The organism is Rhizobium sp. 0TCS1.26 (assembly GCF_050455525.1).
GTDB lineage: Bacteria > Pseudomonadota > Alphaproteobacteria > Rhizobiales > Rhizobiaceae > Neorhizobium.
This window is the reverse complement of record NZ_JBCIYV010000003.1, coordinates 583,613-607,519: the sequence shown is the minus strand read 5'-3', so window position 1 is coordinate 607,519 and position 23,907 is coordinate 583,613. Positions and strand designations below refer to the sequence as shown.

The window sequence follows — 23,907 nt, the reverse complement described above, 5'->3', positions numbered from 1 at the left end:
GCAACCGAACTAGGCGAGGTCCAAGGCCTCGATCGTCCGCATGATGCCGCGCAATTCCGCCAGGCCCTTCAGCCTGCCGATACACGAATAGCCGGGGTTCACCGGCTTGCCGATGTCGTCGATGATCGCGTGCCCATGGTCGGGGCGCATCGGAATCTCCCAGTCCGGCCGTCCCGCTTCGCGCCTGCGGCGTTCCTCCGCCATCAGCGCGAGAGTGACCTGAACCATGTCGGTATCGCCCTCCAGATGCTCCGCCTCATGGAAGGAGCCGTCGGCTTCCTTCGTGACGTTACGCAGATGGGCAAAGTGGATGTCCGGGGCGAACTCCTTGGCCATCGCCACCAGATCATTCTCCGGATTTGCGCCGTAGGAGCCGGTGCACAGGGTGATACCGTTGGAGGGTGATGGAACGGTCTGGCGCAGAGCCCTGATATCGGCGGCATTGCGCACCACGCGCGGCAGGCCGAACAGCGAAAACGGCGGATCGTCCGGATGGATCGCCATCTTCACCCCTGCCTCTTCCGCCACCGGGATGATCTCTCCAAGAAACGCAAAGAGGTTGTCGCGGAAACCGGTATCGGAAAGCTCCCTGTAGACGTCCAGCATGCGGTTGAGGCTCCGCCGGTCGTAGACGAACTCACGCGCCGGCACCCATTCGATGAGATTCCGCTCGAGACGGGCCAGATCACTTTCGCTGAGTGACTCCAACCGCAGGGCCGCCTGTTCAATGCGGTCGGCAGGATGATCCGCCTCGGCGTTCGGCCGCTTGAGGATGAAGACGTCGTAGGCGCAGAACTCGACGATGTCGAAGCGCAGGGCGGTACCGCCATGTGGCATGCGATGATCGAGATCGGTGCGGGTCCAGTCGGTGATCGCCATGAAATTATAGCAGACCGTGGTGATGCCCGCCTTGGCGACCGCGCGGATGGATGCCTTGTAGTTGTCGATGAGTTCGCGGTAGCGGCCGATCCGCGTCTTGACGTCCTCGTGGACGATGATGCTTTCGACGACTGACCAGGTCAGGCCGTTGCCCTCGATCAGTGCCTTGCGCTTCAGCACCTCGTCATCGGGCCAGGCGCGCCCGTCGTTGAGATGATGAAGGGCGGTAACGATGCTGGTCGCGCCTGCCTGCTTCACATGATCAAGCGTCACCGGATCGTCAGGACCGAACCACCGCCAAGTCTGTTTCATCGGTTTGCGGCCTCCTCACCTGACCGTGCTGCGCCCGCCTGCGCGTCACGATTTTCTGGGGCGGGCGCTCTCGACAGAGGTAGATCATGTTTATGCGCGTTCTATAAGACCTCGATCAGCGCCGAATGATCCTTGTCGCCCAGCCCCTTTACCAGCGCGCTGTTCATCAACTGCTGCACCATGGCGGTATTCGGCAACATGAGTTCCAGCAGCCGCGCCGAGTCCATCGCCAGCGACAAGTCCTTGTGGTGCAGGCGCAAGCGGAAGCCGGGCTCGAACGTCTCGTTGATCATGCGTTCGCCGTGAACCTCGAGCACGCGCGATGCCGCGAAACCTCCCATCAGCGCCTTGCGGACGGTCGCCGGATCGGCTCCCGCCTTTCGCGCGAAGCTCAGCGCTTCCGACACTGCCTGGATGTTCAGGGCGACGACGATCTGGTTGGCGACCTTGGCGATCTGACCATCACCGACGCCGCCGATCAGCGTGATGTTTTTGCCCATCTTCTCAAACAGCGCTTTTGCCCGCTCAAAGGCGTCCGGCTTTCCGCCGACCATGATGGTCAGAGAGGCGGCTTTCGCGCCGACCTCTCCGCCGGAGACCGGTGCGTCGAGGTAATCGCATCCGCAAGCCTCGACGCGGGCGGCAAAATCCTTCGTCGCCAGCGGCGAGATGGAGCTCATGTCGATGATCAGTTTTCCCGGCTCAATGCTGGGCACCACGCCGTCCTCGCCAAACAGCACGTGTTCGACATCCGGTGTGTCGGGGAGCATGAGAATGATGACCTCAGACAACCGCGCCACCTCCGCCGCAGACGCGCAGGCCGTCGCACCGCTTTCGACGAGATGAGCGGACACCGGCTTCACCCGATGGAGAAAAAGTTCGTGACCAGCCTCGATCAGGTGCTGCGCCATCGGGCGTCCCATCACGCCCAGACCGATAAATCCGATTTTCACTGTTCAATTCTCCTGCTGAAGCATCTTCAGCCAGCCGAGCCCGGCGCTTGTGCCGGCGGCGGGCTTGTATTCGCAGCCGACCCAGCCGTCGTAGCCGAGCTCATCCAGCCGCCTGAAGATGAAGTCGTGGTTGATCTCCCCGGTGCCCGGCTCATGACGGCCGGGATTGTCGGCGATCTGCACATGGCCGATCTTGCTCTGCAGCCTCTCGAAGGTGGCGACGAGATCGCCCTGCATGATCTGCATGTGGTAGAAATCATACTGGATCAGCAGGTTGGGGTGGCCGACCCGGTCCATGATCCGCTCGGCCTGATCCGTCGTCGTCAGAAAGTAGCCGGGGATGTCGCGGGTGTTGATTGGCTCGAAGACCAGCGAGATCCCGGCATCGGCCAGCCGCTCGGCGGCATAGCGCAGATTTTTGACGAGTGTCGCCTCGGCCACGTCCGCCTCTAAGCCTACGGGCGCGATGCCGGCAAGGCAGTTGATCTTGCGGCAGCCGAGCGCGTCCGCGTAGGCGATCGCCTTATCCACGGATGTCTCGAACTCCGCGACCCTTTCCGGCAGGCAGGCGATCCCGCGTTCGCCGGCTGCCCAGTTGCCGGCCGGGAGATTGAACAGCGCCTGCGTGAGACCATGTCGCTTCAGCTCGGCTGCAATGGCCTCAGGCGTTTCCTCATAGGGGCTGACATATTCCACCGCCTGGAAGCCATCGGCAGCGGCGGCGGCAAACCGCTCGATGAAGAGGTGCTCCGTGTAGAGCATGGAGAGATTGGCTGCGAATTTCGGCATGCTTGGCGGCCTTCAGACTTGATCTGCGCGCATGCGGTGAAGCATGCGCTTGTTGCGGGGATCCGGGTTCGGAACGGAGGAAATCAGCCGCTTCGTGTAGGGCTGCGACGGGTTCGTGCAGATGGTTTCCGCATCGCCGACCTCGACGATCTTGCCCTTGTGCATCACCGCCACACGGTCGCAGAAATAGCGAACGACGGATATGTCGTGCGAGATGAAGACGAAGCTCAGATGCAACTGCTTCTGGATGTGGAGCAGCAGGTCGAGGATCTGGCTGCGGATCGACACGTCGAGGGCAGACGTCGCCTCGTCCGCAACGATGACCTTGGGGTTGAGGGCGAGCGCCCGGGCGATGCCGATGCGTTGGCGCTGACCACCTGAGAATGCATGCGGGTAGCGTTCCATGGCGAGCGGATCGAGGCCCACCTTGCCGAGAAGCTCGGCAACCCGTGTCTCGACGGCCTGGCCCGACATGCCCTTCGAGATGACGAGCGGATCGCCGATGATCTGCTTGACGGTCATGCGCGGATTGAGTGAGGCGAACGGATCCTGGAAGATCAGCCGGACGTCCTGGTGGTAGCGCCGCAGGTCGACCTTGCCGAGCGATGTCACGTCAATCGGTGCGGCCGTCCCGTCGGCGCGATAGGTGACGGTGCCGGATGTGGGTTCGACGATGCGCAGGATCATCCGTCCGAGGGTCGTCTTGCCGGAGCCGCTTTCGCCGACGATGCCGAGGTTTTCGCCCGGGAAGAGATCGAGGTTGGCATCGTCGACGGCCACCAGCCCGCGACCGCTGCTGCGGGCAAACAGGCGCGACGGCGCACCGTAGATCTTGCTGAGGTTTCGCACCGAAAGTACCGGCTCGACCGACGGCGTCAGCGACGCCGGCAGGACACGTGCTTTAGCGCCGCTCTCCAGCTTCACCGTCGCGTCGAGAAGCTGGCGCGTATACGGGTGCTGGCTGGCGTGGAAGATATCGTCGACCGTCCCCTGTTCGACGATCTTGCCGAAGCGCATGACGGCCACCTCATCCGCGACTTCGGCGACGATGCCCATGTCGTGGGTGATGAGCAGCATGGCCATGCCGCGCTCGTCCTGCAGCCGTTTGATGAGGTCGAGGATCTCCGCCTGGGTCGTGACGTCGAGCGCCGTCGTCGGCTCGTCGGCGATCAGCACCTCGGGATCGCAGGCGAGCGCCATGGCGATCATGGCCCGCTGCCGCATACCGCCGGAAAACTCGAACGTGTAACGATCGGCCATCAGTTCCGGCTGCGGGATCTCGACCTGGCGCAGCAGTTCGACGCAACGCGCCTTGGCTTCCGCCTTCGACAACCGCGTATGCAGGCGCACCGCTTCGACGATCTGGGATCCGATTGTATGGACCGGCGACAGCGAGCTCATCGGCTCCTGGAAGATCAGCCCGATCCGACCGCCGCGGATGGCGAGCACCTCGCGGCTTCCCTCCTTGAACTGCGCCACGTCCACAGGGCCGTCCGGGCCATCGAGCAGGATCTGGCCGCCGATCATCCGGCCTGGCTTGTCGATGATCCGCATCAGGGCGCGCGCCGTCACCGATTTGCCCGAACCGCTCTCGCCGACAAGCGCCAGCGTCTTGCCGCGCTGCAGGTCGAAGGTGACGTCGCGCACGGCGTGCAGCACATGTGTCCGCAGGTGGAAATCGATCGACAGATTGCGGACCGAAAGCAGCGTGTCGGGCTTCATCATCGAATTTCCTCTCACGTATCGTAGGGATCGGCTGCATCACGCAGGCCGTCGCCGAAGAAATTGAAGGACAGCACCGCAAGCACGACGGCGAGGCTGGGCCAGATGAGCAGCCACGGCGCAGTCGCGACGGTGCGGACGTTCTGAGCGTCCTGCAAAAGCACACCCCAGCTGACGACCGGCGGCTTCAGGCCGACGCCGAGGAACGACAACGAGGTCTCCGCAACGATCATCGTCGGAATGGCGAGCGTCACCACGGCAAGGATATGGCTGGTGAGCGACGGCAGGATGTGGCGGAAGATGATCCGCCGCTCGCCTGCTCCGTCCAGCCGTGCGGCCGTCACGAAGTCGTCGCCACGCAGCGCGAAGAACCGTCCCCGGACCTCGCGCGCCAATCCTGTCCAGCTTAATAGCGAAACGATGAGCGTCACCATGAAATAGACCGAGAGCGGCGACCAGTTGAGCGGAATGGCGGCGGCGAGCCCCAACCACAGCGGGATGGTCGGCATGGCGCTGACGATCTCGATGATCCTCTGGATGAGCGTGTCGACCCAGCCGCCGTAATAGCCGGAAACCGCCCCCATGATCACGCCGAGCGTCAGCGAGATGGCCACACCCACCAATCCGATCGACATGGACACGCGCGTTCCGTAGATCAGGCGGCTCATCAGGTCTCGTCCGAGACGGTCTGACCCCAGCAGGTACATCGGATCGCGCGCATTCAGAGGCCCGATGAGATGGGTTTCCATCGGAATGACGCCCCAGAGTTCGTACGGCGCGCCTTTGACGAAGAAGCCGATCGGAATGATCTTCGTCTCGTCGACCACGAAGCTGCGGCGAAGCGCCTTGGGCTCGATCTCGATCTTGTAGCCCTTCACGTGCGGCCGGAAACTCGTGGCTCCGTCGGGCTCGCTCGTGAACAAGGCGATCCGCTGGGGTGGCGCGAACGTGTATTGCGGCCGCGAGGCGTTGGGCAGGCCGGGTGCCAGGAACTCGGCAAACGCGCCGATGAGGTAGAGCACCAGAATGATGCCGCCGGCGAAGGCGGCGACCTTGTGGCGGAAGAAGCGCTGGCGGATGAGCGTCCATTGGCCGGCCGCCTCCAGCGTCACCACCTTGCCGCCCGACTTCAGCGGGCTGACGGCGGGACCGGTCTCCATGACCGCGGCAGAATTCGTGTCGATCAACATGGCGACCCCTCAGTTGAACCGGATCCGCGGATCCAGGACGGCCAGAAGAATGTCGGAGATCAGCATCCCGACCAGCGTGAGGACCCCCATCAGGAGAATGAAGCTGCCCGCGAGGTACATGTCCTGACCAACGAGCGCCCGCAGCAGCAGCGGTCCCGCGGTCGGCAAATTGAGGACGATCGCGGTGATCGTGACGCCGGAGACGAGGTCTGGCAGCACCCAGCCGATCGAGCTGACGAACGGGTTGAGGGCGATGCGGACCGGGTATTTCAGGATTACCCTCCGTTCGGGCAGCCCCTTGGCCCGGGCGGTGACGACGTAAGGCTTGCTCAGTTCGTCCGAGAGGTTCGCCCGCAGGATACGGATCATCGCGGCCGTGCCCGACATGGCGATGACGATCACCGGGATCCACATGTGGCTGAGCATGTCCTGAAGCTTTGCGAAGCTCCACGGCGCATCGGCGAAGGCGGGGGAGAAGATCCCGCCGACGCTCTGCCCGAGGAACCGGTAGCTCGCATACATGAGGGTGAGTGCCATGATGAAATTCGGCACGGCCAGCCCGATGAAACCGAGCAGCGTGAAGGCATGGTCGCCGAACGAATGACGCCTGACGGCGGAATAGATGCCGATCGGCAGCGAGATCGCCCAGACCAGCAGGAGGCTCGCCAGCGAGATCAGCAGTGTCGACCCCATGCGATCCCAGATCAAGGTCGACACCGGCTGGTTCCACTCGAACGAATAACCGAAATCACCGCGGGTCAGGATTCCGGTTATCCAGACGAAATACTGGACGTAGGCGGGCTGATCCAGGCCATACTGGGCCCGCAGCCGGGCGATCGTCGCCTCGTCAAGGTTCTGCCCGCCATCCGCCATGGTCGACAGGAGCGACGTCAGGTAGTCGCCCGGTGGCAACTGGATGATCATGAAGGCGATCAACGACATGCCGAACAGTGTCGGTATCATGTAGAGAACGCGCTTTGCCACATAAGCCAGCATGGTTTCCTCCCGCTGCGTATTCCTCGGCTTACGAATGCCACGTCAGATGGACGGTCTCCAGCGCCTCGATCGACGGCACCATGATCTCGACGCGATCGCCGACGACGCGGCATGAGCGCGTCTCGCCCCTGACCAGCAGTTTTGCCGAAGCCGACTTGCGACCCGGCGGGATCTTGATCGACACGGTCTGCTGGCCGATCGGATAGATCTCCCGCAGCGGCCCCTTCATCATCATCGGATTGGTAAGGTTGACGAGGAAGATCGCCATCGCGTCGTCGCTCTCGTAGACCGCAATATCGATGACGCCCTTGCCGTCGACCCGGACGCGGTAATCCTTGCCGATCGCCCAGTTGACGGCATTGGCGATCAGCCGGCCGTGATCCGGCGCCAGCACCTTCCAGAATACCTCGCCGATATTCCAGGGGATGTAGACGGTGCGTCCACCCTGATCGGTATCGCGTGCAACGACTGCGGCACCCCTTGGCGCCTCGCGAGGATAAACCTCCTCCATCGGCAGGTCGGGGAAATCGGGGACGTAGAGGAACGGGGTCTGGGCGCTGGCATCCGCATCGACGGCAATGAGCCGCGTCCCGCCGATGATGCGGGTGGCGCCTTCATAGCCCAGGTTCAACGGATGCGGATCGGACAGCGCGACATAGGTGTTCTTCACCGGCCCGCGGGGATCCGACGTCAGCGATGCGCCAAACACCCGTGCCAGCCCAAAGTCATCGCGCCGATTGCCGACTTCGTCGTAGAGCGAGGTCTCGTTTGCCGCGACGACCGAACCGCCGCGCTGGACGTATTGCTCGATGGCAGCGCACTGCGCGTCGGACAGATAGGTGGCGTTTGCCAGCACGATCAGCTTGAAGCGGTCGAGCGCTTCCGGCGTCATGACCTGGTCGGAGAGAAACTCGAACGGGATCCGTGCCTCGACCAAGGCATGATAGAAGCCGAGATCGTTGTGCTCGGCGATATGCCGTTCTTCCGGTGCCCAGTGCCTGAGTGTCGTCGACGGATCGATGATGGCAATCTCGGCCGTCGGCTGCATTCCCTCGATCTGCGGCTCGATTTGCGCATGCAGGTTGAAGGCCTCGACGACCGGCTGCACCCAGCGATCATCGGGAACGCAGGCATTGAACTTGGTGAACCACGGGAACAGCCCCTGCGCCATGCCATCATGGATCCACAGCTTGATCTCTTCGCCGCTCTGGACCGAGTCCTTCCAGCGGTATTCCTCCTCCGGGCCGATGGAGGTGATCAGTCCGACCGGGCGGTCGCGGAACGTCCCGCGAATGCGCTTGCCGTTGCGTCCGGCGGACCAGCCGACCTCGACGCCTTGGCGTGCCTGATGATCGACGAACAGGATCGGGCAATGCTTCTGGATGAGCGACAGGTCGAATTCCATGAGCGAGGAACCGCTCATGTTGGGAATGAAGCTCGCATGTGGCCGCACTGCCTTCACGGTTTCATCCCAGTAGACGACGAGTTCGGTGAGGATCCGCCTGCGCCACGCGGCCCAGGCCTGCCAGGCCGGATCGCTGGCATCGGCCTTTGCCGGCAGATCGAAGCCGGTCTCGTTCTTGAACCGCCGCTGATTGTCCTCGCTGTAGGAGACCCCGTGTCCCTGCCAGCGGTTGGCGAAGACAGCGTCGACATCGTATTTGGTGATGACCTCGCGGATGACGTCGGTGGTGAAATCGCGGTTGTAGCTTCCCAGCGCGTCGGTGACGTAAATGCCGGGAAAGGCCCAGTGCTCGCGCGGGCTGCCGTCACGGTTGATCGCCACCCATTCCGGATGCGCCTCTGCCGCGTCCGCATGGATGGCATGCGGATCGACGCGCGCCATGACATGCATGCCGAGTTTGCGCGCACCCTCGACGATCGTCCCGAACGGGTCGGTGCCGCCGATGAACTTCGACACGTAATGGAGGGGGATCTCGCTCGGGTAGTAGGCGATGTAGCCGCCGGCCGAGAGGCACACCGCGTTCGACTTCGTGCGCCGAAACACATCGATCCAGAATTCCGGATCATATTTTTCCGGATCGTCTTCCGCGAAGGTCAGCTGTGTCCAGCGAGTGGCGGATTTGTACCATTCGTTGGAACGGGCGGATGAGTTGGCGATAGCGTCTGGTCGATGCAGCATCTGGGCTTCCCATGGCAATACGGTGCCTTCGCGCCGGAGGGCACGTGCAGCAGGTTTGAAGTTCCCGTCCCACCCCTGACGGGATCGGAACGGGACGGATTGATCAGGCCTTGAAGAAGGTCTCGGGATTGGCAGGTCCCGGCGTCGGATATCCCCAGGAGTTCGGCATAGTCTTCGGAACGTTCTGCATGTCGTTTTTCACGACCCCGTAGCTGTCGCTCGGCAGGCAGACGCCGAAGACGTAGAACTGGTCGGCGGCGATCTCCAGGATCTCGGCCATCAGTTTCTTCTGCTCGTTTGGATCCGGAGATCCGAGCACCCGGTCGTAGAGGGCCAGCGCATCTCTGACTGGCTGGGGAGGCTCGACGGCTCCCTTGGACGCAGGGTCGCGGTACCACAACTGCCAGCCCTTGGCGTAAAGCGCCTCGGTGGTATTGGGGATGAAGTAGCGCGGATCGAGGATGGCTGCGATCCCGCCATTGCCGCCGAAGCGGTGCGCCGTGGCATCGAACTCGATGCCCTGGCGAACCCGGACTTCCCAGAGCGAGCGGTCCATGCTGCGCATCTGCACATCGACCCCGACCGCCTGGAACATCGGCAGTGCCAGCTGGAAGATGTCGAGGAAGGTGGCGCGTGCCTGGTCAATCTCGAAGATGATCGACACGCGCTTGCCGTTCTGGTCCAGCCGATAGCCCTCGCCGTCCTTGTTCGGCAGGATCTTGTCGAGCAGCGCGGCAGCGGCCTCCGGATCGTACTGTGTGAACTGGGTGGCGAGCCGCTCGTTATAGAGCGGATCCTCCGCCCGCACCGCAGGCTGCGAGATCGTCCCCTGTCCGATGAACACCGTGTCGATGATCGCCTGCCGGTCGAGCGACATCGACAGCGCCGCTCGGAAATCCTTGTTGTTGTAGAGCTTGCGCTTGGCCTCGTCGGGATGGTTGAGATTGAGCTGGAAGACCATCTCGTTCGTCTCGGTCGACGTCAGCGTGTAGAGGCCGAACTTGCCCTGTTCCTGGGCGTCGTAGAGCACGGCGCGATTGGAGGGCGTCGCGATATACTGGTCCATCAGGTCGATTTCGCCCTGCATTGCCTTCAGCAGCAGAACCTGTGCGTCCGCCACCATCTGGTAGACGATGCGGTCCAGATACGGCAGCTGATTGCCCTCGGTATCGACCTTCCAGTAATAGGGATTTCGTTCCGCAACGGCGCGGTCGGTACTCTGCCCGGGCGCCACAGTCATCTTCCAGGCGTGGATCACAGGGCGCTGCGAGTTCTGGAAGAACTCGTTGTCGACGACAAGACCGGCCTCGCGCTGGAACAGCTGGATCCAGCCGGACGCGCCCTTGCTCTTGGCTTCCTGTTCGGCATTCGGATTGTACTTGATGTGGAACTGCTTGAGGTAATGCTTCGGCGCGCGCGTCGTCTGATCGTCGTTCGCCCAAGCGAGCCGCAGCGGAAACAGCCCGTTGGGTGCGGCGAAAATCACCTTGAAGGTCACATCGTCGACCGCTTCGAACCGGGCCTTCTTGCCGCCGGCGCGCAGGTGGTTCTGGCCGACGTCGTTGAGGCCCTCGTAGTTGAAGATGTCCTCGTACCAGAACAGGATGTCTTCGGTGGTGAAGGGCTCTCCGTCCGACCACTTCATGCCCTTGCGCAGCCTGAAGGTGAATTCGGTCGCGTCGGCGTTGCTCTCGAAATGTTCGGCAACGTTCGGCACGACGCCCGACCAGTCCGGCGCATAGCGTACGAGAGGCTCATAGGCCTGGTAGCGGAACAGCATCGACAGCGATCCGCCGCCGACGATCGCGCTGTTCCAGTCGCCACCATGGGTGCCGACCCGATCGAGCGGCGTCACCACCAGCGGATTGAGCGGCAGACGGCTGGCGATCGGCGGCAGACTGCCGCTGTCGACCAGCGCCTTCAACATCTGAGGTTCTTTGGCAGGTCCGGCTTGCGCCAGAACGGGCAGTGCAGGCAACAGGATTGCGGCTGTGCTGGCGGCCAGGAAGGCGCGCCGATTGAATTCTTGCATGGTGTTTCCTCCTCCCGAGGTGATGGCCGGATCCTCCCCTCCTCAGGTTCGATCCCGCATCCAGAAATACTATGTAAGCTTCCCTCTGTTTATGGATGACAGCTTGTATTATGTATTTTGTTAGGTAAAGCGTTATGTGAAATGTTTTTGAGGGAAGGCTATGAGCCGGGTCACCCTGCAGGATATCGCCACAGCGACGGGTCTATCGAAATTCGCCGTCTCCCGCTCGCTTGCCGGCAAGGACGGCGTCAGCGATGCGACGCGCAAGAAGGTCGAAGCCTCGGCAATCGCGCTCGGCTACCGACGGGAAAAACCGCCGGAAGAGCGCCGCGACATCACCGTCGTCTTCCACGACCAGGTGGATAGCGTCAGCTATGAGCTGCGCACCATGCTGCAGGATGGCATGCAGCGCGAAGCCCAGCGCCTCGGACAACCCGTGAGGCTTCAGTGGACCCATGATGCAGACCGGGTGCAGGCGATGGCCCGCGACAGCGCCGGTCTCATCCTCGTCGGCCCGCACGAGCGGAAAACTCTCGATCTGGTGAAGGCCGCTGGCATCCCGGTGGTGCGCCTGGGCTGGGTTGCCCCTCTCGAGCAGGCGGATCATGTCGGCGGAACGGATCACGAAGCGGGAATGGCGGTCGGCGAATACCTGACGGCGCTCGGCCATCGCCAGATCGCGTTCCTGCAAGGCGAGAGCGGGTATCGCGGCCGGATGGAGCGGTATTTCGGCCTGCGGGAATACCTGGAGCCGCACCCGGACGCCGAGTTGCACGACCTGCGCTTCGACGAAAGCGGCGGTTTCATCCCGGCATTGCGCGCCCTGCATGCAGAGGGCATCGCGCCGACAGCGCTGTTCTGCGCCCATGACGGGCTGGCGTTGACAGCCGTCTCTGAACTGCTGGGACACGGGTACCGGATCCCGCAGGACATGTCGGTTGTCGGGTTTGGCGACTTCTCTGCAGCGACGCAGATCTCTCCGCAGCTGACCACCATCAAGGTTCAGGGCCTGGAGATGGGGGCGGCGGCACTCCGGCTCGTTCTCGAGCGTATCGAAGGTGAGGGGCTTCCTGCTCCGGCAAGGCGCATTCTTATCGCATCGACGTTTATCGAGCGTCGTTCGTCCGGCCCGGCGCCGAAGCGCGCCCGACGGCTTGACGAAAAGACCTGAGCGCGCGCCGGTTAGGCGTCGCAGCTCAGGCTGACTTGCGGAGCCGTTCCCGTATGGCCGCCGGCGGGCCAGGAGGCAAGCGCCTGCTCGGCCACGCCCTGCAGGGTCTCCCGGCTGAAGCCAGCCTTTGCCTGCACCGCCATCCCATGGAGGACGGCGAGCAGAAACGCCGCCAGCGCTTCGGGCCGTGCCGCCTCCGGCAGATCGCCCTCCGCCTTTGCCCGTTCAAACCGTTCCCGGAGTTGCGCCTCCCCGGCCGCCCGGGCCTCGATCAGCGCCTGACGCACCGGTTCCGCCTCGTCGGATCCCGCCAGGACACCATTGATGCCGAGGCACCCGGGGTGTTCCGGATAGCGGGTATTGAGGTCGATGGCGCTGTAGAGGATATGCACCGCCACGTCGCGCGCAGTGGGCAGTTCCAGCGCAGCCGGCAGATAATCCAGATACCGCTCGTAGTATCGGACAAGCACCTTGCGAAACAGCGCTTCCTTATTGCCGAAGGCTGAATAGAGAGCGGGTCGCTCGACGCCTGCGGCAGCGGTCAGGTCCGCATAGGACGCGCCCTCGTAGCCCTTGCGCCAGAAGACGCAAAGAGCCGCATCGAGGACTTTATCCACGTCGAATTCGCGATGGCGCCCCATCATCCTGCCCTGCGGAGTTTCATAACGCTCATTATTAAACCCCTTGACCAGCACTGTCAAATTTCATACCGATCGTTATCGTAACATCCGTTACGTTATTCCAACGCGTCGAGCAGGCGCTCGAACACCGAAGGACAATTTCATGACAGCCATCTTCAAGGGGAAAGCAGTGCTGGTGACCGGCGGCTCGCGCGGGCTGGGTGCTGCGATCGCCGAAGCCTTCGCGGATCGGGGTGCGGACGTTGCGATCAGCTACGCGGCCTCGGCGGACAAAGCCCGGGCGGTTGTCCAGAAACTGAAAGCAAAAGGCGCGAGAGCGATCGCCGTTCGGAGTGACCAGTCGGATCTCTCGTCGGCGACCCCGCTGATCGATCGCGTGATGGCGGAATTCGGGAGGCTCGATATTCTCGTCAACAATGCGGGCATCGCCATTCAGGGCAAGCGCGTCGACGATCCGACGCTTGATGGCGAGGATTACAATCGTCAATGGCAGGTCAACGTCCTCGGTTCGATCGCCAATACGCGGGCGGCGGCGTCGAAGCTGACCGACGGTGGACGGATCATCTTCATCGGCTCGGGGCTCGGCTCCTACGTGCCTTTCCCGTGCGTCGCCGATTACGCAGGAACCAAGTGGGCGCTTGTCGGCTACGCAAAGGGCATTGCCCGCGACCTCGGCCCCCGCAACATCACCGTCAATGTGGTGCAGCCGGGCATCATGCCGACGGACATGGCCGCAGAGGTCGCCGGCGAACTGCCGAACCTCGACGCGATCCTCGACCTGCATCCGATCCGTCGTATCGCGACGCTTGAGGAGGTCGCGGCAACCGTCTGCTTCGTCGCCGGTCCCGATGCCGGCTACATCAACGGCGAGACCATCAATGTTGCCGGTGGCCTCGGCATCTGACACTCACGAAAGACAACATATGTCGGATGGCGGGGTGGTTAGGGCCGCCCCGCCCTCAACGCTGACGTCGGGTGATCGCAGATCGGGTCATCCATCGTGGAACCGCACGGGCAGTTGCCCGGACGCGGGGCTACCAGACCCGTCCGCGCGCCTCGATCCGCTCGACCCGGGTCACGACGCCGTTGCGGTGGAAGGTCATCGTGTCGAAGAGGTTGGTGACGACGCAAGTGTGGTTCGGAACGATGCACAGCTTGTCGCCGATCTGCGGCCGATCACCTGAAACCTTCGACAGGTCGACGACGGCATGCTCCTCGGAGAGCCCCGTGATCACCGCATCGGGATACTCGACCACATGGCCGTAGTCGCTGAGGCCGAGCAGATCCGAGGTCAGCGCCTTGGACCCGGCATCGAGCACGGCGCGGTCGGGCGTCGGGCGCGAGACGACGGTCGCCAGAATATGCATGGCGCAGTCCCCCAGCGTGCAGTGGCCTGATCGCACCATGGCGCGGTCATTGTAGACATAGGTGCCGGCCCGGTGTTCCGTGGCCGACGGTACGAGATGGCCGGAGAACAGGCTGGGCGTGCCACCGTTGGAAACGATGGGGCAGGCAATGCCGGTTTCGGCAAGCATGGCGATGGTGGCCGCGAGGAACGCTTCCGTCGCCTCCTCCGAACGCGCTTTCGGATAGGTCACCAGCCCGCCGAACACGAGGCCGGTACTGGCTGCGATCCGCCGGGCGAGATCAGCCGCTGCGTCCGGTGTCTGAACGCCGCAGCGACCGGCGCCGGTGTCGCATTCGACCAGCACAGTGAGCGGCTTTTCGCCGGCGAAGCGGGCGGAGAGGCCGTCGACGGTCTCAAAGCTGTCGGCGACGACCTTGAGGCCGGAGATAGTAGCGTTCAGCGCCACCAGCCGCTCCAGCTTTTCGGGCCCGATGATGTTGAAGGTGATCAGGATATCGTCGAAGCCTTCGGCGGCAAAGACTTCCGCCTCGGTGATCTTCTGGCAGTTGATGCCGCGCGCACCGGCCTCCACTTGCTGGCGGGCGACGGCGGGCAGCTTGTGCGTCTTGATGTGCGGCCGGAAGTTCAGCCGATGCGCGTCCATGTAGGATTGGACGCGGGCGATGTTTGCTTCAAGTCGATCCTCGTCGATCAGCGGCAGCGGCGTCGAGAGTGACAGAATGTCGTCTCCGGGCCGGGCAATCGGCAGGTCGCTCGGGAACGATCGCTGTCCGGTATCCATGTCAGGCGGCCTCCGTGCCGTGCGGATCGGCCATGATCGGCCAGATGTCGCGGCGCACCCGCCGGTAGGGGTTGGTCGCCGGGTTGTTGGGATAGGGCGAACCGGCGGAGCAGTAAAGGATCTCGGCGGCGATCTTCGAAAACGCCGCATAGAAATGGTTGGTCGACTTGATGACCAGGATGCGCTTTTGCGTCGGGTCGATGCCGAGCGCCGTAAACAGCGATGGATCATAGCTCTGCACGCGCACCGAACTCAGCACGATGTCGATGCCGGCAAGATGAATATGCGCAGCATCGCCGAACGGCGCGATGCTGTCGCCGAAGTGCATTTCGGCCGAAGGCTGGACCCTCACCACCTTCACCAGCCCGTCCACCGGATTGCCGGTGCCCGGCGCCGATTTGGCGCCAAAGCGCAGCGGGATCTCGGCCCCCTCGCCGGCCGCCATGCAGATCTGCACGGCAATCGGATCCCAGATCATGCCGATCGCCACATCCGTCGCACCCCGCGCCAGCAGCTCCTCCAGCACCACCGTCGCGTCGCCGGCCGTGCCGCCGCCCGGATTGTCCCACATGTCGGCAATCACCACCGGCCCGGACGTTGCCCCCAACGCCAGGCTCACAGCCTGCTTTTCGTCCATCCACGGCATCATGAAGGTGCCGCGCTTGGCAAACAGTTCCATGCCGAGCGCGCGGGCAAGCGCGGCACCCTTTTCTGGCCTGGCATTGGTGACGGCGATGGTCTTCGTGCCGAGTTCCGGCACGTCGCCGGCCATGAAACCATGGATCACCGACAGTGACAGCACGTCCGGATCGGTTGCCTCGATCTCGATCAGTTTGTCGACGAAGGAGCGCATCGGCTCGCGCGAGGTCGGAAACACGTCGATCATCCGGCAATCGAAGACCGACATCGCCGGCTTCACTCGGCCCTCCAGCGTGTCGACGGCGATCCTCCAGAGATCCTCGGCGCGATCGACGAAATCAGTGTGCGGGAACTCCTTGAACACGACGAAGAAATCCGCCGCTGCGACGCGTTTCTCGGTGAGGTGGCTGTGCGGATCAAGCTCGGCGCAGAGCAGGATGTCGGGCCCGATGATGGTGCGGATGCGGGTGAGGAAATCGCCCTCCGGATCGATGTAACCATCGGCGACCATGGCACCGTGCAGGCCAAGCACGACGGCATCGACCGGCATGGCGGCCTGCAACTGATCGAGGATCTCGTCGCGCAGGCCCTCATAGGCCTTTCGGTTGATGAGGCCTGCGGGATCGGCCCAGGCAGCAGTGCCCTCGATCAGCGTCCAGCCCTTATCCCGACAGACCTTGCGGCCGACGGTGATCGGCGCGGTGCAGAGGGTCGGCGTTTCGGGATGCTGGCCGGGCGGCGCATAGAGCGATTCCTCGAACGCCCGGCGGTCGACGCAGATCGGCGAAAAGGTGTTGGTTTCGGTGGCAAGGGCGGCGGTGAAGATGCGCACGGAGAGCGGCTTTCTGTGGGACGAAGTGTGGTCGGAACGCCGGCTTGGATTGGGGCTGGCCGTGCCGGGTCCGGCGTCGAGAGGCACTGTCGAACCCCTCGTCCGTCGGCTTACCCCATCGGGTTGGGTAGGTAGCCGGTGAAGCCGGAGATCTTCCAGCGTCCCTCGTGCAGCCGGCAATAATAGAGCGTCTGCCAGGCCATGACGTCGAGCGTGCCGTCGGTCTTCCTGATGCCGCCGTCGAATTTCTTGCGCACCAGCGCCGTCTCGCCTTCGATCTCGATCTCCTCCAGCGTGGTGGTCGTGAAGATCGCGGCGCGCGGATCCTCGCCATAGGCCTGGCCGGCGAAATCCTCAGCCTGTCGCAGCCATTCGGCCCGGTAGGCGGCAAGATTGGGGAAGGCAAGGCTCCATTTGTCCGGGTTGACGTCGCGGTTGCCGGAGATTCCGATGAACCCGTCCTCGACGAAATCGCCGGCGACCATCGACCAGTCGGCGGCCAGAAAAGCGTCGATGTCGCGCGGCACGAGCATCTCCCAGATCGAGCGGCGTGCGCTGTCGCTATCGGGGAACGGATTTTGAAAAGGATCACGCATCGAGGGCCACCTGTCTAAATTCTTTTCATCCAGCCTGAAAAACTCTGGTCAAAATTCACTCGATATGGTCCAGTGTCAACGAACAAAGAAAATAATTTGCAAGAGAGGCGGAATGTCGATCAAGCGTTACGGAGCCGAAAAGGCCGGTGCCGGTGGCCAGCGACTGCCCTTCGCCCGCGCCGTGGAAGCCGATGGATGGCTGCATGTCTCTGGCCAGGTGGCCATGGAAGACGGCGAGATCATCAATGGCGGGATCGTCGAGCAGACCCACAAGACGATCGCCAATGTCATCGCCATTCTGGAAGAAGCCGGCTACGGGCTGGAGCACGTGGTGCGCTGCGGCGTCTGGCTGGACGACCCACGCGACTTCTGGACGTTCAACAAGATCTACCAGGGCTATTTCGGCGAGCACCCGCCGGCTCGCGCCTGCGTGCAGGCGTCGATGATGGTCGACTGCAAGGTGGAAATAGACTGTATCGCCTACAAGCCGAAAAGCTGATCCGGGCTTTTTGGGAGGGCGCATGGATATTTTCGAGAAGATCCAGGAAGACCGGAGCCAGTTCTCGCCCTCCGAGCAGCGCATCGCCGACATCCTCCTCGACCAGTTCGATTTCGCCGTCAACGCGTCGATCATCGAACTTGCCGAACGCGCCGAAGTCTCGCCGCCGACCGTCACCCGCTTCTGCCGCCGCCTTGGTTGCCAGAGCTTTTCCGATTTCAAGGTAAGGCTGGCGAAGACTGCCTTCGTCGGCGTGCGCTATCTCAATCCGGAAGCCAAGAGCACGGCACCCGTCGACGTGGCGGAAGACGTCATCACCAAGGCGCAGAACGCCCTGTTCATGATCCACCGGACGCTGGACCCTGCCGTGCTGGACAAGGTCGCCGACCAGCTGTCGCGGGCCGACATGATCTATGCGTTCGGCTCCGGCGGTAATTCCTCGATGATCGCGAGCGAGCTGCAGAACCGGCTTTTCCGGCTCGGTTCGCGCGTCACCGCCAGCAACGACCACAACATGCAGCTGATGCTGACGGCCGCAGCGCAGACCAACGACGTGATCGTCGGCTCGTCGTTTTCCGGCCGCAACGAGGATCTCGCTCGCTGCTTCGCACTGGCGCGCGAGAACGGCATCAGCACAATCGCGTTGACTCAGAGCGGTACCCCGGTGGCGCAAGCCGCCGAACTGGTGATCGGCATCGATATTCCCGAGGGCGACAACATCTACCGCCCGACCTCGACCCGCTTTGCGTTTCTCGCCATCGTCGACGTTGTCGCGAGCCTCGTTGCCTACCGCAACCGCAAGCTTTCCACCGTTACCCTTCGCCATATCAAGCAGCAGCTGGTCGAGCACCGCGACGGTGACGACCGGCAGGTTCTCGGAGACTAGAGCATGACCCGCTCCCTAGCCGTGGTGACAGGTGCTGCCGGCGATATCGGCCAAGCGATCGCCCGGCGTCTGGCAGACAGCCATGACTGCGTGGCGCTTCTGGATATCGACGCTGCAGCCGTCTCCGCCGCGATCGATGATCTCGGCGGCGACGACCGCTTTCTGCCCGTGGTCTGCGACGTGACCGACGAGCAGAGCCTTGCCGCAATGGCGCGGGTGCTCGCTGACGCCGGACAGGTGAAGACGCTGGTCAACAATGCCGGCGCGGCGCGCGCCGTGTCGCTGCACGATACGGATGCGTCGATCTGGCGACAGGACCTGGCGCTGAACCTCGAGGCTGCCTTCCTGACCTTCCGCGCATTCGAAGCCTTGCTCAAGGAGAGCCGGGGCTCGCTCGTCAACATCGCCTCGGTGAACGGCATGGCCGTCTTCGGCCACCCGGCCTACAGCGCTGCCAAGGCCGGTCTCATCCACTTCACCAAGCTGGTGGCGGTCGAATACGGAAAGTTCGGCATCCGCGCCAACGCGGTGGCGCCGGGCACCGTGCGCACGCAGGCCTGGGAGGCACGCGCGGCGGCCAACCCGCAGGTGTTCGAAGAGGTCAAGCGCTGGTACGCGCTGCGCCGCATCGCCACCGCTGATGACGTCGCCAATGCGGTGCATTTCCTCGCCGGAGATCAGGCGGCGGCGATCACCGGTGTCTGCCTGCCTGTCGACTGTGGTCTCACCGCCGGACAGGCCGAACTCGCGCACACGTTTTCACAGTCAGATCACTATTGAACCATCGATCATAAAGAGCCGGAAGGGGAACCATCATGGCCAATGCAGAGTATCGTCTTGAGAATGCCTGGGAGCCGGTCGACGGCGACCCCTGCGGGCGCTTCGTCTTCACGCTGATCAATCTTTCAGACGCGCCGCTGTCCGGCTTCAAGCTGGCCTATACCTCGCTCACCCGCATCAAGGATTCCGAAGAGCCGCATTGCGAGAATGCCACCTTCCTGCGCCGCAACGCCAATTTCCACCAGTACGAACCGCCGGCAGGCCTGACGCTGCAGCCCGGCGACAGCTGGCAGTTTACCGTGGCGCCGCTCTGGCGGCCGGCCCGCCATCGCACCGACGGGGCGAAATCCGCCTACCTGACGCTCTCCGATGGACGCCATGTCCCGGTTGCCGTGGACGACACGTTGCTGTCGGGCCGGCCTGCCGAACCGGCGCCCGTGCTGATGCCCGCGGGCGAGGCGAAGCAGCCCTTCTCGCTGCTGCCCTGGCCTGCCGACGCAGCGCTCGAAGCGGGCGATAAGGCTCCTGTGGCTCTTTATCCGGCGGATGGCGCAAGCGTCGACGACCGACGCGCCATGCAGGTGGTCGGCAGCCTCTACCGCCGGCTGTTCCAGATCGGCCAGCAGCCGTTTGCCCTGGCAACGGTGCATGACGGCCAGGCGATCCGTTTCGCAACGGATGACACGCTTGTCGGCGAAGCCTATCGCCTGGAATTTGGAGACGAGATCACGCTCACCTCGGGTGGTCCGGCCGGTTGCCAATACGGCCTGACGGCGCTGGCGCAGCTTCTGCACGGCGCGCGCACGCAGCCCGGCACGTTCAAGTTTCCAGCATCCGGCACAATCAGCGACCAGCCGCGCTACGGCTGGCGGGGGTGCCATCTCGATGTCTCGCGGCAGTTCTATCCGGCAGCCGACGTCATCCGCCTCATCGACATCATGGCCTGGATGCGGCTCAACATCTTCCACTGGCACCTGACCGACGACGAAGCCTGGCGGCTGGAGATCAAGGCCTATCCACAACTGACGACGACCGGGGTACTCCGCGGACCGGACGAGCCGATGCTGCCGCAGCTCGGCAACGGCGCCGAACCCGTCGGCGGCTTCTACAGCCAGGACGATGTGAAGGCGATCGTCGCGCATGCCGGCGCGCTGCATGTCGAGGTGGTGCCGGAAATCGACATTCCCGGCCACAGCACGGCGACGCTTGCGGCGCTCGCGGACCTGACCGACGGCCAGGAAGCTCCAGACAGCTACCGTTCGGTGCAGGGTTTCCCCAACAATGCGCTGAACCCGGCGATCGAAGAGACCTACACCTTCCTCGGCAAGGTGTTCGACGAGATGGTCGAGCTGTTTCCCTCCAAGCTCCTGCATATCGGCGGCGACGAGGTGGCGGCCAATACCTGGATGGCCTCGCCGCTCGCCCGCAAGCTGATGGAGGACGAAGGCCTCGATGGCACCTTCGGCCTGCAGAGCCATTTCATGAAGCGCATCCAGAAGATGCTGGCCGAGCGCGGCCGTCAGGTCGCCGGCTGGGACGAGGTCAGCCATGGCGGTGGCGTCGATCCTGAGGGCACGCTGCTGATGGCCTGGCAGAAGCCGGAGGTCGGCGTCGAGCTGGCAAAGCTCGGTTACGACGTGGTGATGACGCCGGGCCAGGCCTATTATCTCGACATGGTGCAGGACGAGGCGTTCCAGGAGCCGGGTGCCAGCTGGGCCGGCACCGTGCCGCCGAAGCATACCTACACCTACGAGGCGGTCGGCGAGTTTCCCGAGGAGCTGAAGTCGCGCATGCGCGGCGTACAGGCCTGCATCTGGTCGGAGCATTTCCTCAACCGCGATTATTTCAACCATTTGGTCTTCCCGAGGCTCGGCGCGATTGCCGAAGCCGCTTGGACGCCGAAGGACAACAAGGACTGGCTGCGTTTTGCTGCCATCGCTCCGCTGATGCCAAAGCTTTGACAATTAGACGCTTCAGGAGATTTTCATGACGTTTCGCATTGCCGTCGGCGGTATCCATACCGAATGCTCGACCTCCTCTCCCGTGCTGATGCAGCCGGAGGATTTTCGCGTCCTGCGCGGCGCTGATCTCCTTGGCGCCGAGTATTTCAACTTCCTCGATGCCGATGGCGTTGAGCACCTGCCGCTCCTGCATGCCCGGGCGGTGCCGGGTGGCCCGCTGGCACGCCACACCTACGAGGCTTTCAAGGCCGAGTTTCTCGACCTGCTGCGGGCCAGCCTGCCGCTCGACGGCCTGTATCTCGCAATGCATGGCGCAATGAACGTCGAAGGCATGGACGATGCCGAAGGCGACTGGATCTCGGCGGCCCGAGAGGTCGTCGGCCCGGACCTGCCGATTGCCGCAAGCTATGACCTGCATGGCAATGTGACCCAGAGGATCGTCGACCAGCTCGACATCTTCGCCGCCTACCGGACCGCGCCGCATATCGACGTGCGCGACACGATGATCCGCGCCTGGTCGATGCTGGTGAAGACGATCAGGACCGGCGAGAAACCGGGCGTTGCCTGGGCGCCGGTGCCCGTGCTGCTGCCGGGCGAACGAACCTCGACGGAGGATGCACCGGCTGACGGGCTCTACGCAAAACTGCCGGAGCACGACAAGGCGCCCGGCATCTGGGACGCCAACCTGATGGTCGGCTATGTCTGGGCCGACGAGCCGCGCGGCACGGCGTGCGCCGTGGTGACGGCGACCGACAAGACGGCCGCGAAACAGGCGGCGGAAGCAATCGCCATGTCCTACTGGAACGCGCGGGAAGCTTTCCGTTTCGGTCCGGTGACCGCGCCGCTCGCCGAAGTTCTGGACATTGCCGACAAGGCCGAAACCCAGCCAATCATCCTGGCCGATTCCGGCGACAACCCAACCGGCGGTGGCGTCGGTGATCGTGCGGACGTGCTGAAGGCTCTGATCGAGCGCCAATTCGACGGCGCGGTGATCGGCGGCATCACCGACCGGCCGGCGGTCGAGGCCTGCTTTGCCGCTGGTGTCGGGGCGGTTCTCTCGCTGAAGATCGGCGGCTCTCTGGATCCGAACAGCCCTTCGGTGGAAACGGAAGCCGAGGTTCTGAGCCTCGACGATCCGGGCAATGCGGCCGAACGCCAGGCGGTGGTGAAGATCGGCGACATCACGCTGATCCTTGCGGCCCGTCGCAGGCCCTACCACAACATCGCCGATTTTACCCGGCATGGCATCGATCCCGCGTCTGTCCGACTGCTGGTGGTGAAGTCCGGCTACCTCTCCCCGGAGCTCAGCCCGCTTGCCAATCCCAGCCTGATGGCGCTGACCGACGGCGTCATCAACCAGGATATCGAACGCCTGTCGAACAATCGCCGCAGCCAGCCGAGCTATCCGTTCCAGAAGGATTTCGAGTACCAGGCGGACGCGAAGCTCTCGAGCCGTTGGGCGGACAGGGCATGATGCTTGACGCATTGCGCCGCTCGGTCGGGCGGAGCCTCAGATGAGCGTCAGCCTGTGCAATACGCTGAAGGATCCGGCGCTGCGCGCAAGCGCGCTCGCCATCTTCTTCTTCGGCACGACTGGTGCGGCAACATCGCCTTACCAGTCGATCATCGGCATCCAGGAGCTCGGCCTCAGTGACAGCGGCTACGCAGTCCTGATGTTTTCGGCCGCCGCCATCAACGTCACGGCAAGCGTGCTGATGGGGATTCTGGCCGACCGGATGGGCGACTACCGGACATCTATCCTCTATATCAGCCTGTTCGGCGTGGCGGGCTTCGGTCTCGTCTACCTGGCCGCCAGCGTACCCGCATTCGTCGCCTCGAAGCTGATCCTGCTGCCGATCTACGGGGCGCTGAACTCGCTGATCTTCGCCTATATCCGGGCAAGCTCGACGGGCCAGACGGCCGCACGACTGATTGCCATCAACTCGACGATGCGCGCCACCCTGTCACTATCCTGGGTGCTGATGCCGGGGATCGTCGGCGTCATGCTGGCGGGCGCTTCCTCAATGCTGCCGGCCTACCTGGTGGCGACGATCGCGGCGATTGCCTGCTTCCTGCTCGCGGCCTTCCAGTTTCCGAAACCGCAGGTCCAGCCTGAGCGGCGGACCGAGGAGCGCTACCGGTTTCTCGCATCGCTCCGCGAGGTCTTCGAGACGCGCGTGATGCTGCGGATCCTGGCGATCGCGCTGATCTGCTCGATGCTGCACATCAACGATGCCATCCTGCCACTGATCGTCACCGGCCAGGCAGGCGGCACGGTGGGCGATGTCGGCATCATCATCGGCATCGTGGCACTGCTGGAGATCATCTTCATCATCGTCTGGGGACGCGCCGAGCGCTGGCTGACCGCGGTGAGGGCGTTGGCGATCGGAGCCGGTCTCTACGCGCTCTACCTGCTGCTCCAGGGGTTTGTCAGCACCACCTGGCACGTCTACGCCCAGACCATCCTCAGCGGCATCGCGGCGGCCGCCATCATCAGCCTGCCGATCACCTATCTGCAGGACCTGATCGCCGACCGGCCGGGACTGGGCAGCTCGCTGATCGCCGTCAACATCTTTCTAAGCGCAGGCCTCAGCGCCGTCATCTTCGCCGTCGGCACGGCCATCGGCAGCTATGGTCTTGTGGCGATCCTCGGGGCGTTGGTCGGCAGCGCCGGCATCGCGCTGCTTCTGGTGCTGGACGGCACCCGGCGAAGAACCGTATGAGAACAGCAGCGGG

Annotated in this window: 20 protein-coding genes; 8 read left to right on the top strand and 12 right to left on the bottom strand. The window is 63.6% G+C overall.

Translation table 11 applies throughout. The features are described 5' to 3' along the window. Positions 1–9: 9 nt before the first annotated feature. From uxuA to AAIH46_RS16805, 8 genes are all read right to left on the bottom strand, one after another. Positions 10–1,191, bottom strand: a complete 1,182-nt coding sequence (gene uxuA / locus AAIH46_RS16840) for a mannonate dehydratase (RefSeq protein WP_430307141.1) — start codon at positions 1,189–1,191, stop codon at positions 10–12. A 101-nt stretch (positions 1,192–1,292) separates the two neighbouring features. After that, on the bottom strand, positions 1,293–2,144 hold the full coding sequence (locus AAIH46_RS16835; RefSeq protein ID WP_430307140.1) for a 2-hydroxy-3-oxopropionate reductase: 852 nt from the start codon (positions 2,142–2,144) through the stop codon (positions 1,293–1,295). Between the two features lie 3 nt (positions 2,145–2,147). Next, entirely contained in the window at positions 2,148–2,933 is a 786-nt protein-coding gene (otnI, locus tag AAIH46_RS16830; RefSeq protein WP_430307139.1) for a 2-oxo-tetronate isomerase, read from the bottom strand. Positions 2,934–2,945: 12 nt separating this feature from the next. Next, complete coding sequence (locus AAIH46_RS16825) at positions 2,946–4,658, bottom strand: ABC transporter ATP-binding protein (RefSeq protein ID WP_430307138.1); 1,713 nt, start codon at positions 4,656–4,658, stop codon at positions 2,946–2,948. Positions 4,659–4,669: 11 nt separating this feature from the next. After that, the gene (locus AAIH46_RS16820; RefSeq protein ID WP_430307137.1) at positions 4,670–5,845 is read right to left on the bottom strand and encodes an ABC transporter permease; all 1,176 of its coding nucleotides are present in this window, start codon (positions 5,843–5,845) and stop codon (positions 4,670–4,672) included. Positions 5,846–5,854: 9 nt separating this feature from the next. Further along, positions 5,855–6,841 carry an ABC transporter permease gene (locus tag AAIH46_RS16815; RefSeq protein WP_430307136.1) on the bottom strand — a complete coding sequence of 329 codons (987 nt, stop codon included), beginning with the start codon at positions 6,839–6,841 and terminating at the stop codon, positions 5,855–5,857. A 28-nt stretch (positions 6,842–6,869) separates the two neighbouring features. Further along, on the bottom strand, positions 6,870–8,984 hold the full coding sequence (locus AAIH46_RS16810) for a family 10 glycosylhydrolase (protein ID WP_430307135.1): 2,115 nt from the start codon (positions 8,982–8,984) through the stop codon (positions 6,870–6,872). Between the two features lie 103 nt (positions 8,985–9,087). Next, positions 9,088–11,016: an ABC transporter substrate-binding protein gene (locus tag AAIH46_RS16805; RefSeq protein WP_430307134.1), complete on the bottom strand. Its 1,929-nt coding sequence runs from the start codon at positions 11,014–11,016 to the stop codon at positions 9,088–9,090. A 160-nt stretch (positions 11,017–11,176) separates the two neighbouring features. Between AAIH46_RS16805 and AAIH46_RS16800 the strand changes: the two genes are divergently transcribed. After that, a complete protein-coding gene (locus tag AAIH46_RS16800; protein WP_430307133.1) occupies positions 11,177–12,187 on the top strand; it encodes a LacI family DNA-binding transcriptional regulator in 1,011 nt (336 codons plus the stop codon). 11 nt (positions 12,188–12,198) lie between these two features. Here the strand turns inward: AAIH46_RS16800 and AAIH46_RS16795 are convergent, their stop codons facing one another. Then, on the bottom strand, positions 12,199–12,828 hold the full coding sequence (locus tag AAIH46_RS16795) for a TetR/AcrR family transcriptional regulator (RefSeq protein WP_430307348.1): 630 nt from the start codon (positions 12,826–12,828) through the stop codon (positions 12,199–12,201). A gap of 142 nt (positions 12,829–12,970) precedes the next feature. Here AAIH46_RS16795 and AAIH46_RS16790 point away from each other — a divergent pair, with 142 nt between their 5' ends. Beyond that, positions 12,971–13,732, top strand: a complete 762-nt coding sequence (locus AAIH46_RS16790; protein WP_430307132.1) for an SDR family NAD(P)-dependent oxidoreductase — start codon at positions 12,971–12,973, stop codon at positions 13,730–13,732. A gap of 130 nt (positions 13,733–13,862) precedes the next feature. Here the strand turns inward: AAIH46_RS16790 and AAIH46_RS16785 are convergent, their stop codons facing one another. From AAIH46_RS16785 to AAIH46_RS16775, 3 genes are all read right to left on the bottom strand, one after another. After that, positions 13,863–14,978, bottom strand: a complete 1,116-nt coding sequence (locus AAIH46_RS16785; protein ID WP_430307131.1) for a D-TA family PLP-dependent enzyme — start codon at positions 14,976–14,978, stop codon at positions 13,863–13,865. Between the two features lies 1 nt (position 14,979). Then, positions 14,980–16,449: a M81 family metallopeptidase gene (locus tag AAIH46_RS16780; protein ID WP_430307130.1), complete on the bottom strand. Its 1,470-nt coding sequence runs from the start codon at positions 16,447–16,449 to the stop codon at positions 14,980–14,982. 110 nt (positions 16,450–16,559) lie between these two features. After that, positions 16,560–17,045 (bottom strand): hypothetical protein, encoded by a 486-nt coding sequence (locus AAIH46_RS16775; protein WP_430307129.1) that lies wholly within the window; start codon positions 17,043–17,045, stop codon positions 16,560–16,562. Positions 17,046–17,157: 112 nt separating this feature from the next. On the opposite strand from AAIH46_RS16775, the gene AAIH46_RS16770 reads away from it, so the two are divergent. Genes AAIH46_RS16770 through AAIH46_RS16745 form a run of 6 tightly spaced genes read left to right on the top strand, consistent with a single transcriptional unit; the run spans position 17,158 to position 23,894 of the window. After that, positions 17,158–17,544, top strand: coding sequence for a RidA family protein (locus AAIH46_RS16770; protein ID WP_430307128.1), 387 nt, complete (start codon positions 17,158–17,160; stop codon positions 17,542–17,544). Positions 17,545–17,566: 22 nt separating this feature from the next. Beyond that, positions 17,567–18,430, top strand: coding sequence for a MurR/RpiR family transcriptional regulator (locus AAIH46_RS16765; protein ID WP_430307127.1), 864 nt, complete (start codon positions 17,567–17,569; stop codon positions 18,428–18,430). 3 nt (positions 18,431–18,433) lie between these two features. Then, the gene (locus AAIH46_RS16760) at positions 18,434–19,210 is read left to right on the top strand and encodes an SDR family oxidoreductase (RefSeq protein WP_430307126.1); all 777 of its coding nucleotides are present in this window, start codon (positions 18,434–18,436) and stop codon (positions 19,208–19,210) included. Positions 19,211–19,245: 35 nt separating this feature from the next. Further along, positions 19,246–21,171 carry a beta-N-acetylhexosaminidase gene (locus tag AAIH46_RS16755; RefSeq protein WP_430307125.1) on the top strand — a complete coding sequence of 642 codons (1,926 nt, stop codon included), beginning with the start codon at positions 19,246–19,248 and terminating at the stop codon, positions 21,169–21,171. Positions 21,172–21,196: 25 nt separating this feature from the next. Further along, positions 21,197–22,645, top strand: coding sequence for a M81 family metallopeptidase (locus tag AAIH46_RS16750; protein WP_430307124.1), 1,449 nt, complete (start codon positions 21,197–21,199; stop codon positions 22,643–22,645). Between the two features lie 40 nt (positions 22,646–22,685). Continuing rightward, complete coding sequence (locus AAIH46_RS16745) at positions 22,686–23,894, top strand: MFS transporter (protein WP_430307123.1); 1,209 nt, start codon at positions 22,686–22,688, stop codon at positions 23,892–23,894. The last annotated feature ends 13 nt before the right edge of the window (positions 23,895–23,907 follow it).